This window comes from Sphingomonas sp. 1F27F7B, from assembly GCF_005503355.1.
Lineage (GTDB): Bacteria > Pseudomonadota > Alphaproteobacteria > Sphingomonadales > Sphingomonadaceae > Sphingomonas.
Genome location: NZ_SCMK01000001.1, coordinates 58,975 through 76,059 on the forward strand (window position 1 = coordinate 58,975; position 17,085 = coordinate 76,059).

The following is a 17,085-nucleotide window of genomic DNA, read 5'->3' on the forward strand; positions in this document are numbered from 1 at the left end:
AGCGAGTCGGGCAAGCCCAAGGTCAGCCCTGGAGCTCGGCGCGGCGCTTCACGCGCGCTCCGTTGAAGAGATAGCGCAGCGCCGGGCTCAGCCTGATCAGCTTCCAGATCCCATAGGAACCGAAAAAGGCAGCGAGGCAGAGCAGGATGAACTTGGGCCAGATCGGGATCGGCAGCAAGTCGATCCAGGGCGTCGCCAGCACGATCAGCGGTTCGTGGAACAGATAGATGACAAACGATGCCGAGACGAGCGCCTTTACCCAGCGGCGCTCGCCATCGATGAAATGGGCAAGCGCGCCGAGCGAGGCCTGGGTGAGGCAGATCGCCGATATGCCGGTGAGCACCGGACGCCAGACCAGCGGGATCGAGCGGGCGGCGAAGACCACGACCAGGCTTGCGGCGAGCCCGGCCAGGAACAACGCCCAGGAGAAGCGGGCGAAGCGCCGGTCGAGCGCGGGGATGCGCTGGAGCATCGCCCCGAGGACGAACCAGGGCAGATAGTCGAGCGCATAGCGGGCGGAGAGGAAGTTGATCGCGAAATTGTCCAGATAGCGATGGCGCTCGAGCTGGAGCGCGCCCAGGCCGCACAGGCCGAGGACGATGCCGGTGGCGAGCGTGATCGGCACGAACCAGCGGATCAGGCCGCGCTGCTCGCCCGCGAGTTCGGCCTGGGCCAGCCCGGGAAACAGCCAGACCAGGCCGGCAAGCCCGGCGGTGTAGTAGAGCAGCACCTGGACGAACCAGAGATGCTCGAACGGATTGCGCTCCGCCCAGGTCATGATTTCCCACCAGCGCGCCACGGGTTGCGGATGGCCGGTCTCGAGCAGAAGCAGGAAGTGCATCGCCGGCACCAGCAACAGGGTCCCCGCGAGGAAGGGCGGCACGAGCCGGTGAAGGCGCGACGGCAGATAGCTTGCCACCGGACGGCGCTGGAGCAGCATCGCGGCGAAATAGCCGGCGATCATGTAGAAGCCGGGCATGCGGAACAGGTGGAGATAGTCGGCGAGTTGGATGAAGTCGCGCGACCGCTCCTCCATGTTGGCGATCCACGGCCCGGGACGCACGGTGAGCGCGGCATGATAGGGAATGCCGAACAGCAGGAACACCGCCCGCAGCGCATCGAGATCATGCCGGCGCGCGCGCTCGCTAGGCGCGCGGAACAGGGTGGAGGCGCCGTTGCCGGGGGTCATCGCCGATAGACGCACCGGAGCGGCGCAAGTTCAAGCGGGATGTGGCCGGCGCTGGCACGGATCAACATGAACGGTGCGATAGGGCCGGCCGCGCCCAATGCAAGCCGATAGCGATAACAATCAGAGTTTGTGCGGCTCCTTGTCGACCATCCAGGTCTGGCCCCTGGAGACGAGCTTCTGGAGATCGGCGGTCTTGCCCACGCTCGCCGCCCTGTTCTGGGCGACGACTGCGCTCTCGAAGGTGGGCGCAGGATCGTCGTAGAGCACGCCGAGCGCCATCGGGAACGGGCCGAACGGCATCTCCACCAGCATATGGGCGATGGCGCGATTGGTGACGTTGTGGACGATCACCTCCGCCCCCGCCCAATCGCCGTCGGTCACGTCGACGACCTTGAGGGTCAGCCTTTCCCTGTCGAGCGCGATCCCCTTGGTGCCGCCGGCGAACAGCATCGGCTGGCCATGCTCGACCCAGAGCTGGCCGAGCGCGGCATTGGGCTTGGCAGTGAAGGGTTCGAAGACCTCGTCATTGTAGACGATGCAATTCTGGAAGATCTCGACGAACGCCGCGCCCTGATGGGCATGGGCGGCCTTGAGGACGCTCGGCAGGTTCTTGTGCACGTCGATCCCGCGCGCGACGAAGCGGGCTCCGGCCCCCAGCGCAAAGGCGCAGGGCTTGGCGGGATGATCTACCGAGCCGAACGGCGTGGAGGGCGAACGCGTGCCTTCGCGGCTCGTCGGCGAATATTGGCCCTTGGTAAGGCCGTAGATCTCGTTGTTGAACAGCAGGAACTGGCAGTTCAGGTTGCGCCTGAGCAGGTGCATCGTGTGGTTGCCGCCGATCGACAGCGCATCGCCGTCGCCGGTGATGATCCACACATCGAGATCCGGATTGGCGAGCTTCACTCCCGTCGCCACCGCCGGCGCGCGGCCGTGGATGGTGTGGAAGCCATAAGTCTCCATGTAATAGGGGAAACGCGACGAGCAGCCGATGCCGCTGACGAACACCGTGTTCTCCGGCGAGACGCCCAGCTCGGGCATGGTGCGCTGTACGGCCTTGAGGATCGCATAGTCGCCGCAGCCGGGGCACCAGCGGACCTCCTGGTCGGTCTCCCAGTCCTTGGGGGTGCTCGGCTTGATCGTGGTGATCTCGTTCATTGCACTCGCTTCCCAGTCGCACGCCATTGTGCGCGTGCTTCGTTCAACGACATGTGGCTGGCCCCGCCGGCACGGCCGCAAACGCCGCAGATGCCATGGTCATCCGCTTCCGTCTCGGTTTCGCCGCAAGCTGGGCAAGCAGGGGTCACGCTCAAGGGTTCACCGCCTCCGGGCTGGGAAGCTGGCTGCCGCCGGGCGGGAGCTCCTGGTCGAAGTCCGCGCCGATATGCTGCGCGATCGCCGCTTCGATCTCGGCGATGCGGAAGGGCTGGCCGGAGACCTTGGTGAGCGACCTGGCATCGACGAGATACTGGTCGCGCAGCAGCGTCTTGAGCTGGCCGGTATTCATTTCCGGTACGAGAACATGCTCGTAACTCTTTAAAAGTGCACCAAGATTCTTCGGAAGCGGCCAGATGTGGCGGATATGGACATGGCTGACGTCATGCCCCCTGCCCCGCGCTCGCCGCACCGCCTGGGCGATCGGGCCATAGGTGGAGCCCCAGCCGACCACGACGAGCTTGCCGCCCGCCCGGCCCTGCTCGACTGCCTGATCGGGCACCTCGATGCCCAGCACCTTGTCGCGGCGCGTGTCGGTCATCGCCTGATGGTTGGCGGGGGAATAGTCGATATTGCCCGACCCCTGCGCCTTCTCGATGCCGCCGATGCGATGGAGCAGGCCCGGCGTGCCCGGTTTCACCCAAGGGCGCTTGAGCTTCGCGTCCCGGCCATAGGGCTGGAACTTCTCACCCTCGGGCGGGACTTCGGTGTGGAAGGTCACCGGGAACGGCGCATAGCTGCTCATGTCCGGCACCTTCCAGGGCTCGGCGGCATTCTGGAGATAGCCATCGGTGAGCAGCATCACCGGAGTCATATATTGCGTGGCGATACGCACCGCCTCGATCGCGACGTCGAAGCAGTCGGCGGCCGAGCGCGCGGCGATCACCGGGACCGGTGCGTCACCATTTCTGCCGTAAACTGCTTGATATAGATCGGACTGCTCAGTTTTCGTGGGAAGTCCGGTCGAGGGGCCGCCGCGCTGGGCGTTGACGATCACCAGCGGCAATTCGGTCATGATCGCCAGGCCGATCGCTTCCGTCTTGAGCGCGATGCCGGGCCCCGACGAGCAAGTGACGCCAAGGCTGCCCGCATAGGCGCTGCCCAGCGCCGAGGCGACCGCGGCGATCTCGTCCTCCGCCTGGAAGGTGGTGACGTCATATTCCTTGTAGCGCGACAGCGTGTGCAGGATCGCGCTGGCCGGGGTGATCGGATAGCCGCCGAAGAACATCGGCAGGTTCGCCAGCTGCGCGCCCGCGACCAGGCCGAGCGAGATCGATTCGGCACCGGTCACGGTCCGATAAAGCCCCGGCTCGGCGGGGGCGGCGGCGACGTGACGCTGGCTGATGCCCATTGCCCCCAGCTCGGCCGTCTCGCCATAGGCATGGCCGGCGTTCAGCGCGGCGATGTTCGCCTCGGCCAGCCCGGGCGCCTTGGCGAACTTGGCCTTGAGCCAGTCGACCAGCGGCTGGCGGTCGCGATCGAACATCCAGAGCGCCAGCCCGAGCGTCCACATGTTCTTGCAGCGCAGCGCTTCCTTGTTGCCGAGGCCGAAGGGCTTCACCGCATCCAGGGTGAGCTGGGAGATGTTGAGCTTCAGCAATTGCCACTTGGCGAGGCTGCCGTCCTCGAGCGGATTGGCGGCGTATTTCGCCTTGTCGAGGTTGCGCTGGCCGAACTCGCCCTCATCGGCGATGATCAGGCCGCCGGGCTTCAGCGCTTCGACATTGGTCTTGAGCGCGGCCGGGTTCATTGCGACGAGCACGTCGGGCTGGTCGCCCGCGGTGTCGATCTGGGCCGAACCGAAATTGATCTGGAAGGCGGAGACCCCGAACAGCGTGCCCTGCGGCGCGCGGATCTCGGCGGGGAAATCCGGGAAGGTGGCGAGGTCGTTGCCGGCCAGTGCGGTCGACAGCGTGAACTGGCCGCCGGTAAGCTGCATGCCGTCGCCGGAATCGCCGGCGAAGCGAACCACGATCGCTTCGGGTGCGGGATGCGCCGACGCCTCTTCGGGCGTGAGCGTGTGCGCGGCAGTCGCCATGGCCGATATCCTGCGGTTTTCTATCGTTACAGAGATGTGTACGCCCCAATTTCCTCCAACCCAAAGTAGAAAATGCCCTCAGCCCCGCAAAGGCGCCTTCGCGGCCCTGCCACCCAGGGCCAGGATGGAGGCGACATGGCGCTGCGAGACTTCGAGCGCATCCTCGCCATAGCCGCCGCCCAGCGCACTGGCGAAGGGGATGCCGCGTGACGTCATGGCGCCAGCCAGCCAGCGGTCACGGTCGATCAACCCCCCATAGCTGAGCGACAGGCGACCGAGCCGGTCGCCGGCAAGCGGATCGACGCCGGCCTGATAGAGGACGAGATCGGGGGAGAAACCGTCGAGCAGGGGCGTCAGCGTGCGCGCCAGCGTTTCGAGATATTCCTCGTCGCCCACCCCGTCGGGCAGCGGCACGTCGAGCGTCGAGCGCGCCTTGCGGACCGGAAAGTTCTTCTCTGCGTGGATCGAATAGGTGGCGATCTCGGGCCGTCCCGCCGTGAGCGCAGCGGTGCCGTCGCCCTGATGGACGTCGCAATCGACGATCAGGACGCGGTGACCCTCCTCCGCCAGCCGGGTCGCGGCGATGGCCAGATCGTTGAACACGCAGAAGCCCGCGCCGGTATCGGCCAGGGCATGGTGGCTGCCACCCGCGGTGTTGGCCGCATAGCCGTGCTCCAGCGCGAGCCGGGCGGCCAGATAGGTGCCGCCGGGTACGGCCTGGGACCGACGCGCGACTTCGGGGGTGACGGGGAAGCCGATGCGGCGTTCCTTCTCGGGCGGGACCGCGGCGTTCAACACCTCCTCGACATAGTCGGGATCGTGCACCGCTTCGAGCCAGGCGCGCGGCATCGGCTCGGGCTCGTGCCAGGCGAAGACGGGCCCTTCTTCGCGCAGCAGATCGCGGACCAGGCCGTTCTTGTTCCATTGATATTGGCTGCGCGCCGGCGCGGGCGCGACGTAATCGGGATGGTGGACGAGATGGATCACCGCATCCATTTAGCTATTCCCCTCCCCGGAAGGGAAGGTCTAGGGACGCGTTGAGGACCGCGACACTGCGCCGCCCGCCGTATCGCCGGGACTTTGCCCACCCCCGGCCTCTCCCTTGCTGGGAGGGGAGTGAGAAGAACATGACCGACATTGCCTCCCTTCCCTATCGCCCCTGTGCCGGCGTGATGCTGCTCAACCGTGCCGGCCAGGTATTTGTCGGCCAGCGGCTCGATTCGGTGCTCGAGGCCTGGCAGATGCCGCAGGGTGGGATCGATCCGGGCGAGGCGCCGATCGACGCCGCCTGGCGCGAGCTGTGGGAAGAGACCGGGGTGCGCCGCGATCTGGCCGAGCTGATCGCCGAGGCGCCCGGCGAACTCTATTACGACCTGCCGGAGGATCTGGTGGGCAAGGTGTGGAAGGGCAAATGGCGCGGCCAGCGGCAGCGCTGGTTCCTGTTCCGCTTCCTGGGCGAGGATGCCGATGTCGACATCCAGACCGCGGAGCCCGAGTTCCGCGCCTGGCGCTGGGCCGCCCCGCAGGACCTTCCGGACATCATCGTGCCCTTCAAGCGCGCGCTCTATAAGGAACTGTTGACCGTCTTTGGACAACATCTCGTCTGATCCTGCCCTAGTTTCGCTCCCATAACGGCGATACGGACCCGTTCATGCGCGCCCTGCTCCTTGCCCTGCCGCTACTGCTCGCCAACGCGCCGGACGATGATTCCGCGACGGTCGACCCGACCGTCGTTCCGGCGACGATCAAGGCCATGCTCGAGGCGGCGATGGAATCGGGCAACGAGAACGACGTTGCCGTCATCGTCAAATATGCCCGCACCGCCTCGCCCGCGACGGCCGACCAGGTGGTGAAGATCGCGGCAGACTGGCGCAACGAGCGGACCAAGAAGGCCCAGGCCAAGATCCGCAGCGCCGATTTCTTCGCGCTGGTGAAGGGCCATGCCGAGCTGGGCGGCTATGTCACCACCGGCAATACCGAGAATGTCGGCATCACCGCAGCGCTCGAGCTCAAGCGCGAGGCGCTGCAATGGCGCCACAAGCTGCGGGTGCAGGCCGATTACCAGGAAAGCCTGGGGATCACGACGCGCGAGCGCTATCTCGCCGCCTACGAGCCCAACTGGAAGTTCGACGACCGGGCCTATCTCTATGGCGCCGCGCAATATGAGAGCGACCGCTTCTCGGGATTCACCGACCGCGTTTCGCTGTCGAGCGGCATCGGCTACAGCGCGATCAAGTCGCCGGCGGTGAAGCTCGACGTCGAAGTCGGTCCGGCCTTCCGCTACACGCGCTTCATCAACGACACGGCCGAGAAGAATGCCGCGGCGCGCGGCAGCGTCGATTTCGGCTGGAAGATCTCCAAGGGCATTTCCGTGACGCAGGTCGCCTCGGCCTATCTGCAGGACGCGAACAGCACCGTGTCGTCCAAGTCGGCACTGCTCACTCGGCTGATCGGGCCGCTGTCGGCGCAGTTCAGCTATTCGCTCCAGTATGAAAGCACGCCGCCGCTCGGCCGCAGAACCACCGACACCACCAGCCGCGCGGCGCTCGTCGTCGATTTCTGACTGGCTCCTTCCGACTGGCTTCCCCGGGGGCATGCCCTGGCTGCATGACATCCCAGCTTTCGCCGGGATGACGAAGCGGGTTTTACGCGCTAGGGGCTCGGGATGACCGAGCTTTCCAAGACAGAATGCGCGGCAGTGGAGAGGGCCGCGGCGTCGCCGATGCTGGCGCGCACCGAGGCCTGGACGGCGATCAACAGCGGCACCCGCAATCTGGCCGGGCTCGCCCGCATGGCCGATGCGCTGGCCGACGCCTTCTCCATCCTGCCCGGCGACATCGTGCTGGTCGAGCCCGAGGCTGCCAGCAGCGTGACCGCCGACGGGCAAGTGCTGCCGCTGGCGCATGGCCACCACCTTCACCTCGCGGTGCGCCCCGACGCGCCGGTGCAACTGCTGCTGACCGGGCACATGGACACGGTGTACGGCGCGGACCATCCGTTCCAGGCGAACCGCTGGCTACCGGACGGCAACCTCAACGCGCCGGGCGCCGCCGACATGAAGGGCGGGCTGGCGCTGATGCTCGCCGCGCTGGAGGCAGTGGAGGAAAGCCCGCTCGCCGCGCATATCGGCTATGAGGTGCTGATCAATTCGGACGAGGAGACCGGTTCCTTCTCCTCCGCCGGCCTGATCGCTGGGGCGGCCAAGGGCAAGGTGGCGGCACTCACCTATGAGCCGGCGCTGCCCGACGGCACCCTGGCGGGCGCGCGGGGCGGCACGGGCAATTTCTCGATCGTGGTGCACGGCAAGTCCGCCCATGCGGGGCGCAATCCGGACGAGGGCCGCAACGCGCTCGTCGCCGCCGCGGATCTCGCGATGCGGCTCAATCACGCCAAGGCTCCCGGCCTTGCGGTGAACCCGGCCAAGATCGACGGCGGCGGGCCGAACAATGTCGTACCCGATCTGGCGATCCTGCGCGTCAATTTCCGTCCCGGGGACAGCGAGGCGATCACCCGCGCCCGGATCGCAATCGACCAGGCCGTGGCGATCGTCTCGGTCAAGCATGACGTGCGCATCCATGTCCATGGCAGCTTCAACCGGCCGCCAAAGCCGCTGGATCCCGGCGCCGAGAGGCTGTTCGAGCTGGTGAAGGCATCCGGCGCCGCCCTGGGCATTCCCGTCGCATGGAAGTTTTCCGGCGGCGTATGCGACGGCAACAACATCGCCGCATGCGGCGTGCCGGTGGTCGACACGATGGGCGCGCGCGGCGGCCTCATCCACAGCGCTGACGAATTCCTGATCCCGGAGAGCCTGGCCGAGCGCGCCGCACTCTCCGCCGTCACCATGTTGCGCATCGCCGAGAAGGGGAAAATATGAGCTTCGTGATCCGTGCCGCCCGCGACGAGGATCTGCAGGCGCTCTACGAGATGGCGAAGCTGACCGGCGGCGGCTTCACCAATCTCCAGCCCGAGAAGGAAGTGCTCCGCGCCAAGCTGGCGCGCAGCCACGCCGCCTTCGATCGCGGCGAAGACGAGAGCGGCGACGACGTCTTCGTGCTGGTGCTTGAGAACCTGGATACCGGCGAGGTGCGCGGCACCTGCCAGATCTTCACCGCCGTGGGGCAGCGCTGGCCCTTCTATTCCTATCGCCTCGCCACCGAGACCAAGCATAGCGAGGAACTGGGCCGCACCTTCCGCGCCGAGACGCTCAGCCTGGTCAACGACCTGGAAGGAGCGAGCGAAGTCGGCGGACTGTTCCTGCACCCCGGCGAGCGGGCCGGCGGGCTCGGCATGCTGCTGGCGCGCAGCCGCTACCTGTTCATTGCCCGGCATCGCAACCGCTTCGCCGAGCGGATCCTCGCCGAGCTGCGCGGCGTGATCGACGAAGCGGGCGGATCGCCCTTCTGGGACGGGGTCGCCGGGCGCTTCTTCGGAATGAACTTCCAGGAGGCCGACAGCTTCAATGCCATTCACGGCAACCAGTTCATCGCCGATCTGATGCCCAAGCACCCGATCTACACGGCGATGCTGCAGGAAAGCGCACGCAGCGTGATCGGCCTGCCCCACCCTTCCGGCCGTGCCGCGATGCGGATGCTGGAGAGCGAGGGTTTCGCCTGGGAGCGCTATGTCGACATCTTCGACGGCGGCCCGACGATGACCGCCCGCACCGATCAGGTAAGGACGGTGCGCGACGCGCGGACCGCCAAGGTGGTGGCCGTCGAAGCCGGTGGCGAGGCCGCCTTGGTGGCCACGGGCAAGCTCCAGCAGTTCCGCGTGACCCAGGGCCGCGTGGCCGAGCGCGAGGGCGGTGTCGCGATCGACCCGCGGACAGCCGAGCTGCTCGGCATCGGCGGCGGCGACGAAATCATGCACGTGGCGCGCTGATGCTGATCGAGGTCAACTTCGACGGGATCATCGGCCCGAGCCACAATTATGCCGGGCTGAGCCACGGCAATCTCGCGGCGACGCGCAATCGGGGCGAGACTTCGTTCCCGCGTGCCGCGGCGCTGCAGGGAATCGCCAAGATGCGCGCCAACCTGGCGCTCGGGCTCACCCAGGGCATTCTGCTTCCCCATGCCCGGCCCGACCGTCGCTGGCTCGCCAGCCTCGGCGCGCATTACGAGGATGCGCCACCGCACACCCAGGCCCAGGCGCTCTCCGCCTCGCCGATGTGGGCCGCCAACGCCGCGACCGTCTCGCCTGCGCCCGACACGGCGGACGGCAAATGCCACCTGAGCGTCGCCAACCTGGTGACCATGCCCCATCGCAGCCATGAATGGCCCGAGACGCTGGCACAGCTCCGCCTCGCCTTCGCCGACCCTGCCTTCGCCGTGCACGGCCCGGTGCCGGCGCCATTCGGCGACGAGGGCGCGGCCAACCACATGCGGCTCGCCGCCGGCCATGACGCGCCGGGCGTCGAAGTGTTCGTCTATGGCATCTCGGGCGGCCCCTTCCCCGCGCGCCAGCATCCCGATGCGAGCGCGGCGGTGGCGCGGCGGCATCGGCTCGAGCGCGTGCTGTTCGTCCAGCAATCCGAGGAAGCGATCGCGGCAGGCGCGTTCCACAACGACGTGGTCGCAGTGGCGAACGGCCGCGTGCTGTTCGCGCATGAACAGGCCTTCGCCGCCAAGGATCGCTTCCACGCCGACCTGCGCGCGATGCTGCCCGAAGTCGAGATCGTCGAGGTGCCCGCCGCGCAGGTGAGCCTCGCGGACGCGATCAAATCCTATCTGTTCAACGCCCAGCTGGTCACCCTGCCCTCGGGCGAGATGGCGCTGGTGCTGCCCGGCGAGGCGCGCGACACGCCTTCGGTATGGCGCTGGCTGCAAGAGCATGTCGCCGGGAACGGACCGATCCGGCGGCTCGAAGTGGTCGATGTTCGCCAATCCATGGCCAATGGCGGCGGACCTGCCTGTTTGCGCCTGCGCGTGGTCTGCGATCCCACGACGGTCGATCCGCGTTTCCTGGTGGACGACGGGAAACTCGATCACATCGCCAGAGTGATCGAATCACATTGGCCGGAGGCGATTCCCTTCGATTCGATCGCCGATCCCGAGTTGATCGCCCAGGTCGAAGCCGCGCGCGAGGCGCTGCTCGACACGCTGGGGATTTCCGAGCTTCCCTAGCGATGCGTTCGACAGGAGCGGCTGGCCGGCTGTCGCCGGCCTGTCGGGATAATTGACAGTTAACTATCTAATTTAACGCGAAACTACGTATTTTGGCGCTTGGCCCGGCGCTTGCTTAACCTTTCCCATGCTCTATCGTATTCGGCGCCTGTTCACGATCAAGACCAAGTTCGAGGCCTTTCTCGTCATCTATGGCCTTGCTTGCGGGGCGACCGAGCGCGGGGTCCATTATCTGGGGAAGTTTCCGGGCTGGGGCGGCTGGATGCTGTTCGCGCTATGCCCGATTGCGGTATTCATGGCGGGGGCCAAGATACTGGACAGCTTCGATGTTCCGGATTGAGCGGGGAATTGCGTCTGTAATAGTCGGGAGCTAGGGCCGGCCAGCTGGCCCGTGGGGAGGTTCTGAGCGCGTGCGTTTGTTTCGAGGTATCTTTTCCTCTTTGGCGGCGCAGGCGCTGCTGGCGGCGATCGTGCCGGGTGGCCTCATGGTGTTCGTGATGCACGAAAGCCAGCAGGCCGAGCTGGTCCAGCGCGACCGTGAGCGGCTCGATGCCTTCGTCCAGGTCGCGGCGGAAGCCGCGCGCGCGGGGCGCCCGCTGGATCAGGTTGCGCAGCTGCCGGGGCCGCTCGCCGGCCGCGTCCTGCTCGTGGACCCGCAGGGCCACGCGATCGCCGGGCCGACCACCTCTCTGGCGCCGCGGGCCGAACGCCCCGTCCAGGTCGATGGCCGCACCGTGGCGACCGCGCGGATCGTCCGACCGCCGGAACTGTCCGACCAGGATCGGCGGGTGCTTGCCACCCAATATATCGGCGTGGCCGCGATTATCGTGGTGCTGTTCGTGCTGCTGCTGTTGATGGCCTATGTCTTCGCCCGGCGCTGGTCCAGGCCGCAGCTGCAGCTCTACCGGATGAGCCGCGACGTGGTGAACGGCGATCTTGACCTCTATTTCGACGAGGAAGGCCCGGCCGAAGTCGTGGCGACGATGCGCAATCTGCGCCGTATCGCCAGCCAGTTCAGCCGGTTGGAGACCGCGCGCCGTACCTGGCTCGTCTCGATCTCGGGCGAACTGAAGGGCCCGACCGAGAATATGGGCGAGCATTTCATCAAGCTGTGCGAAGTGCAGCCGCCGCTTCCGCCCGAGCTGATCGGCGCGATCGAGGAGGATACCCGCCGGCTGATCCACATGGCCGAAGACCTGAACGCCGTTGCGCTCGCCGATCTCGGCCGCCTGCCCGTCACCTTCGCTTCGGTCGATCCGCGCGCGCTGATCCACAACGCCATCTATGCCGATCGCAAGCGCGCCGAGGCGCAGGGCGTGCGGCTGGAGACGAGCACGCTTCCCGAATATACGGTGATCGTGAAATGGGACGGCGCACGCATCGAGCAGCTGTTCGGCGCGCTGATCGACAATTCGCTGCGCTACACGCCGCGCAACGGCCGGATCGTGCTGGGGCTGGAGAGCTCGCGCGACGCCTGGCGGCTCATCATCGACGACAATGCGCCCGGCGTGGACGTGATGCTCGCCCAGCGCCTGTTCGAGCCCTTCTACCGCAGTTCGGACCGCGCCGACGAATCGGCGGCCTCCGGCCTGGGCCTGGCGACCGCCCGGGCGATCGTGGAAGCGCATCACGGACGGATCGAAGCAAGCCGCTCGCCGATCGGCGGCCTGCGGGTGACCGTGATCCTGCCGGGCAATCCGCCAACGGCCTGAGGCCCCGCAAACCTCGACCTCGCCCTGCGCCAGCGCCGGGCGGGGTCTTCGCCCTGCAGACACCGGGGCCCGAAACATAAAAACCCCGCTAAGCCACTGGCCTAGCGGGGTTTTTAATGGCGCCCCGCACCGGATAAACATAACGAATATATCTCGCCGTTTGCCCTACTATAGCGCCGTCACTCCACGTCAGCTGATGCAGCGTGTCGCCGTGCGCCGCCGATAGTAGTGCGAAGAGCGTCAGCCGGGCTACCCGTCGGCGTCACGAGGCCGCGTGCCTGCAACCACCAGATCAGTTCATCGAACCAGTGGTCGCTTGTCGTGCCCTGAGGACGCAGATCGAACCCGTGCCCGCCGCGCTCGTACAGATGCAGCTCTGCGGCTGCTCCGGCTCGTCGCCAAGCCGAATAGAGCAATATGGGATCGTTCGGCTGATACTCATCGTCGGCAGCGCCGGCGATGAACGCCGGGGGCGCATCTGCTGGGACAGGGGTGCGCAAACCGCCATAGATCAGCCCGACGAAGTCAGGGCGCGACGGCTTCGCGCCGATCGCTAGATCGGCCGCGAGATAGGCCCCCGCCGAGAAACCGATCACGCCGACCTTGTGCGGATCGATGCCCCATTCGGCGGCGCGTTGGCGCACGATGGCTACCCCGCGCGCGCCGTCTTCGATCGCATGGGGTTCGCCTGCGAACGCCGGCATCTCGACGGGCTCGCCGCCTTTCGCCCGCGCCATGACCATGTCCATCTCGCGCATATGGGCATCGGGCATCCGCATCGGGCCGTCGCCGCTCCGGATCGTCCGGTATTTGAGAACGAACGCGGTGAAGCCGTGACGGGCCAGCGCTTGCGCTATTTCCGTTCCGCCGCGCGTATAGCCCAGCGCCACGAATCCGCCCCCTGGCGCGACGATGACGGCAGTGCCGTTCGCCTGCCCCGGCGCTGGCCGGAACAGTTCCAATGCTGGTTCGCTGACATCATAGATCAGCGTTTCGCCGTCCGGTTGCGTGTCCCGAGCTTCGGGCACGCCCAGCGCCGGAATGCTACCCTTGGGATAGAGCGGGATCACCGCTCCCCTTGCGCCCACCATCGTCCAGCCCGGCTGATAGTAGTGGTCCGCGCTCGGCTCCACGATGGCAAGGTGGATGCCGCGGCGGCGCTTAAGGATGCGGGGCCAGGACATAGCCCGCCCACGCCCCAGCCCATGCCGAACAGGATCGCTCCAAGCGCAAGCTTTCCGTTCAACTCGCGCGTCTCGGGCAGATTGAAGGCAGCGTCGGCCAAAGGGCGTTCCAGACGTCGCTGGATTATCCATGCGATCGCCATCGGAATGATCGCGCCACCCATGACGAATGCCAGCGTCGGGTCCCAGCGTCCGAACAGGTCTAGGAAGCTATGAACGCGCGCCGGATCGGCCATACCTGAGATGGCAAGCCCGGCACCGAACAGCATGCCCGAGATCAAGGCCAGGATCGCCTTCATGCGACCCAACCGGCCAAACGCATGATGGCGACCGTGGCAAAGCCGCTGGCCATGAAAAGAGCAGTCGCAAGCACAGAGCGCAGCGACAGGCGCGAGACCCCGCAGACGCCGTGACCGCTGGTGCAACCCGAACCGAGACGCGTGCCGAAGCCGACCAGAAGACCAGCGACCACGAGCAGGCTGGGTCCGGGAAAGCTGGCGTCGATAGCCCCCCGCAGCGAAACGATCAGCGCGCCGAGCGGCAGGCCGAGGATGAACGCGGTCGCGATTCCACGCGGCGCGCCGTTGTCGGCTAGTCCGATGGCACGCGCCCCTTAGCGGTCGCCGCGTAGATCGAATAGGAGACGAGGCGGCCTGCGAAAAACGCGGCAGTGAAGTGAAGAAGGCGTACCTTTGCCAGTCCCGCCGCGGCAAACAATTGCGCTGATGGCAAGGGCGACAGAGCAAACAAACCAAGCCCGAGGATCATATTGCGCGGCCGCGCTTCTAGCGCTTCGCGCGCAGCGCCGAGATTGCGCTTCTGTTTTTCCGGTAGGCGGCCGCCGAGAAACCGGAAGCTATGGGCGAGCAACAGCCGCCCCAAGGCGGCGGCAAGCGCGCTAACGATGACGATCGATGCGATCGGCAGCTCACTGTTTAGACCATAGAAGACGATGATCGACCAGGTGGGTGGTCCGAAGGCAGGCAGGAGGTTGATGCCCAAAACGATCAGGAACAAGAGGAGGAAGGAAGTCATGATCCGGCTAGAATTGGCAATCCCCGCCAATTCAAGCTCCGATGCTGACCGACAAGAAGTCGGCTTACATCCCGAATGTTGCCCACATGATTGAACGATACGGCTCGTCAGGGTTCCGTCAGGAAAGTTTGGAATCCCCATGCCGCCTTGTGAGGACATGATGAGCAAACTGCGATCCCATCATAGGTCCGTCGAAACCCGCCGATCGCGCGGCGCTGACCGCCTACCTGAAATCCCCGGCCCAATGAACGGTCGCGTCATCCCCTCCCCTAATTCCGATTTTGTATGGCGGCGCCTGCTGTCGTGCGGCACGGGCGGCACGGGCGGCACGGGCGGCCCAACCGTCCACGGGACTCCCACTTCTTCAACCACAACAGGAGGACATAATGCGTAGGACAACAATATCTTTATTGGCGATAGCCGTCATGGCGATCTCGCCGGCCGCCTTCGCCCAAAGCGCGGCACCGACGGCCAAGGAATGGTATCCCAAAAGCCTCGATCTGAGGTCGTTGCGTCAGCACGAAGCGCAATCCAATCCCTATGGTGCGGACTATGACTATGCGAAGGAATTCGCCTCGCTTGATCTCGATGCGGTCAAAGCCGACATCCGCAAGGTTTTGACCACTTCGCAGCCGTGGTGGCCTGCGGATTATGGGCATTATGGCCCCTTCTTCATCCGCATGGCCTGGCATGGTGCGGGCACCTATCGCACCGGGGACGGCCGCGGCGGCGCCGGTGGTGGCGAGCAGCGTTTCGAGCCGCTGAATAGCTGGCCCGACAATGTGAGCCTCGACAAGGCGCGCCGGCTAATCTGGCCGATCAAGCAGAAATATGGCCGCAAGCTCTCCTGGGGCGACCTGATGGTTCTGACCGGCAACGTCGCCCTAGAGGATATGGGCTTCAAGACCATCGGCTTCGCGGGCGGCCGCGTCGATGCCTGGCAGCCGGACCTCGTCTTCTGGGGACCGGAAACCAAGATGATGATGGACGAACGGCGGGACGAGAAGGGTAATCTTCGCGGACCGCTGGCAGCGACACAGATGGGTCTTATCTACGTCAATCCCGAAGGTCCGAGCGGTAATCCCGATCCGTTGGCGGCGGCGGCTGATATTCGCCGTGCCTTCGGAGCCATGGCAATGAGCGACGAGGAAACCGCCGCGCTGATCGCTGGTGGCCATACCTTCGGCAAAGCGCATGGCGCGCATAAACCCGATGATTGCGTCGGCGGCGATCCCGGCGTCGCGCCGATCGAACAGCAGGGCCTCGGCTGGGCCAACAAATGCGGTAAGGGCAATGCGGAAGATACGGTCTCCAGCGGCCTGGAAGGCGCATGGTCGGCCAATCCGATCACCTTCACCACGCAGTATCTCGACAACCTCTACGGCTTCACCTGGGTGAAGACCAAGAGCCCCGCCGGCGCGGTGCAGTGGGTGCCCAGCGACCCGGCAGCGACGGCCCTGGTGCCCGACGCCCATGTCGCGGGCAAAACGCACGCGCCGATCATGTTCACCACCGACATCGCGATGCGGGAAGATCCGGGCTTCCGGAAGATCACCTCGCGCTGGCGCGAGCATCCGGAAGAATTCGCCGTCGCCTTCGCTCGCGCCTGGTTCAAGCTGACCCACCGCGACGTCGGGCCGCAGACCCGCTATCTCGGAAAGGACGTCCCGAACCAGACCTTCGTCTGGCAAGACCCGCTGCCCAAGGCTGACTATGCGATGATCGACAACAACGACGTCGCGCAGCTCAAGGCCAAGATCGTCGCTTCCGGCCTCTCCACCGGCGAACTGGTGCGTGCGGCTTGGGCCTCGGCCTCGACCTACCGGGACACAGATGGCCGCGGTGGCGCCAATGGCGCTCGCGTCGGCCTCGACCCGCAACGCAATTGGGTGGTCAACGATCCGGCAGAGCTGAAGAAGGTGCTGGCGGCTTACACGCGCATCCAGGCGGACTTCATCAAGGGCCGCAAGGACGGTAAGCAAGTGTCGCTGGCTGATCTCATCGTGCTGGGCGGGAACACCGCTGTCGAGCAGGCGGCGGATCGGGCAGGACAGCGGGTTTCGGTCCCCTTCACGCCGGGCCGGGTCGATGCATTGCAGACACAGACCGACGTTGCCTCCTTCGCCTTCCTCGAACCGAAGGCCGATGGATTCCGCAACTACTATTCGGCTAGGGCCGATCTCGGCCCGGCTGAATCGCTGGTCGACAAGGCCGATAGCCTTGGCCTGACGGTCGCCGAAATGACGGTGCTCGTCGGTGGTATGCGCTCGCTCGGCGCCAATGCCGGAAACACTCGACATGGTGTCTTCACCGCTCGCCCCGGCAACCTGTCCAACGACTTCTTTGTCAACCTGCTGTCGATGAACACGGTCTGGGTGAAGTCGGTCGGCTCGCCGGGGCTCTACGAAGGCAAGGACCGCGCGTCCGGCGCCGCGAAGTGGACGGCCACCCCGGTGGATCTCGTGTTCGGCTCCAATTCAGAGCTGCGCGCGGTGTCCGAAGTCTATGCCTCGGACGATGCGAAGCAGAAGTTTGTGGACGACTTCGTGCGGGCCTGGACCAAGGTCATGAACGCCGACCGTAGTTAGGCGAC

15 protein-coding genes and 1 pseudogene are annotated in these 17,085 nt (G+C 66.0%); 8 read left to right on the forward strand and 8 right to left on the reverse strand.

Going from position 1 to position 17,085, the window contains the following annotated elements:
• Window positions 1-22: 22 nt before the first annotated feature.
• The 4 genes from FFS08_RS00265 to FFS08_RS00280 all read right to left on the reverse strand — a co-directional run bounded on the left by FFS08_RS00265 (window position 23) and on the right by FFS08_RS00280 (window position 5,426).
• Window positions 23-1,189, reverse strand: a complete 1,167-nt coding sequence (locus tag FFS08_RS00265; protein ID WP_137861114.1) for an acyltransferase family protein — start codon at window positions 1,187-1,189, stop codon at window positions 23-25.
• A gap of 120 nt (window positions 1,190-1,309) precedes the next feature.
• Window positions 1,310-2,344, reverse strand: coding sequence for a 2-oxoacid:ferredoxin oxidoreductase subunit beta (locus tag FFS08_RS00270; RefSeq protein WP_137861113.1), 1,035 nt, complete (start codon window positions 2,342-2,344; stop codon window positions 1,310-1,312).
• Between the two features lie 151 nt (window positions 2,345-2,495).
• Window positions 2,496-4,439 carry a 2-oxoacid:acceptor oxidoreductase subunit alpha gene (locus tag FFS08_RS00275; RefSeq protein ID WP_137861112.1) on the reverse strand — a complete coding sequence of 648 codons (1,944 nt, stop codon included), beginning with the start codon at window positions 4,437-4,439 and terminating at the stop codon, window positions 2,496-2,498.
• A gap of 78 nt (window positions 4,440-4,517) precedes the next feature.
• Window positions 4,518-5,426, reverse strand: coding sequence for a histone deacetylase family protein (locus tag FFS08_RS00280; RefSeq protein ID WP_137861161.1), 909 nt, complete (start codon window positions 5,424-5,426; stop codon window positions 4,518-4,520).
• A 140-nt stretch (window positions 5,427-5,566) separates the two neighbouring features.
• Here FFS08_RS00280 and FFS08_RS00285 point away from each other — a divergent pair, with 140 nt between their 5' ends.
• The 7 genes from FFS08_RS00285 (at window position 5,567) to FFS08_RS00315 (ending at window position 12,273) form a co-directional block, all read left to right on the forward strand.
• Window positions 5,567-6,046, forward strand: coding sequence for an RNA pyrophosphohydrolase (locus tag FFS08_RS00285; protein WP_137861111.1), 480 nt, complete (start codon window positions 5,567-5,569; stop codon window positions 6,044-6,046).
• A 44-nt stretch (window positions 6,047-6,090) separates the two neighbouring features.
• Window positions 6,091-7,002, forward strand: a complete 912-nt coding sequence (locus tag FFS08_RS00290) for a DUF481 domain-containing protein (RefSeq protein ID WP_137861110.1) — start codon at window positions 6,091-6,093, stop codon at window positions 7,000-7,002.
• Between the two features lie 102 nt (window positions 7,003-7,104).
• Complete coding sequence (locus tag FFS08_RS00295; protein WP_137861109.1) at window positions 7,105-8,313, forward strand: hydrolase; 1,209 nt, start codon at window positions 7,105-7,107, stop codon at window positions 8,311-8,313.
• A complete protein-coding gene (locus FFS08_RS00300; protein ID WP_137861108.1) occupies window positions 8,310-9,320 on the forward strand; it encodes an arginine N-succinyltransferase in 1,011 nt (336 codons plus the stop codon). Before FFS08_RS00295 ends, FFS08_RS00300 begins: the two co-directional genes overlap by 4 nt.
• Window positions 9,320-10,561 (forward strand): N-succinylarginine dihydrolase, encoded by a 1,242-nt coding sequence (locus FFS08_RS00305; protein WP_171012414.1) that lies wholly within the window; start codon window positions 9,320-9,322, stop codon window positions 10,559-10,561. The genes FFS08_RS00300 and FFS08_RS00305 overlap by 1 nt, the downstream gene beginning before the upstream one ends.
• 127 nt (window positions 10,562-10,688) lie before the next feature.
• Window positions 10,689-10,901 carry a hypothetical protein gene (locus tag FFS08_RS00310; protein ID WP_086129769.1) on the forward strand — a complete coding sequence of 71 codons (213 nt, stop codon included), beginning with the start codon at window positions 10,689-10,691 and terminating at the stop codon, window positions 10,899-10,901.
• Window positions 10,902-10,971: 70 nt separating this feature from the next.
• Window positions 10,972-12,273 (forward strand): sensor histidine kinase, encoded by a 1,302-nt coding sequence (locus FFS08_RS00315; RefSeq protein WP_137861106.1) that lies wholly within the window; start codon window positions 10,972-10,974, stop codon window positions 12,271-12,273.
• A gap of 179 nt (window positions 12,274-12,452) precedes the next feature.
• On the opposite strand, the gene FFS08_RS00320 is transcribed toward FFS08_RS00315, so the two are convergent.
• The 4 genes and pseudogenes from FFS08_RS00320 to FFS08_RS00335 all read right to left on the reverse strand — a co-directional run bounded on the left by FFS08_RS00320 (window position 12,453) and on the right by FFS08_RS00335 (window position 14,522).
• Complete coding sequence (locus FFS08_RS00320; protein ID WP_206431121.1) at window positions 12,453-13,343, reverse strand: alpha/beta hydrolase; 891 nt, start codon at window positions 13,341-13,343, stop codon at window positions 12,453-12,455.
• A complete protein-coding gene (locus FFS08_RS00325) occupies window positions 13,340-13,756 on the reverse strand; it encodes a DUF6691 family protein (RefSeq protein WP_241213353.1) in 417 nt (138 codons plus the stop codon). Before FFS08_RS00325 ends, FFS08_RS00320 begins: the two co-directional genes overlap by 4 nt.
• Window positions 13,753-14,067: pseudogene (locus FFS08_RS00330) on the reverse strand (YeeE/YedE family protein); the annotation flags it as partial. The gene FFS08_RS00325 and the pseudogene FFS08_RS00330, both read right to left, overlap by 4 nt.
• Window positions 14,049-14,522, reverse strand: a complete 474-nt coding sequence (locus tag FFS08_RS00335; RefSeq protein WP_137861105.1) for a hypothetical protein — start codon at window positions 14,520-14,522, stop codon at window positions 14,049-14,051. The pseudogene FFS08_RS00330 and the gene FFS08_RS00335, both read right to left, overlap by 19 nt.
• Before the next feature lie 395 nt (window positions 14,523-14,917).
• Between FFS08_RS00335 and katG the strand changes: the two genes are divergently transcribed.
• Window positions 14,918-17,080 carry a catalase/peroxidase HPI gene (katG, locus tag FFS08_RS00340; RefSeq protein ID WP_241213352.1) on the forward strand — a complete coding sequence of 721 codons (2,163 nt, stop codon included), beginning with the start codon at window positions 14,918-14,920 and terminating at the stop codon, window positions 17,078-17,080.
• Window positions 17,081-17,085: the final 5 nt, after the last annotated feature.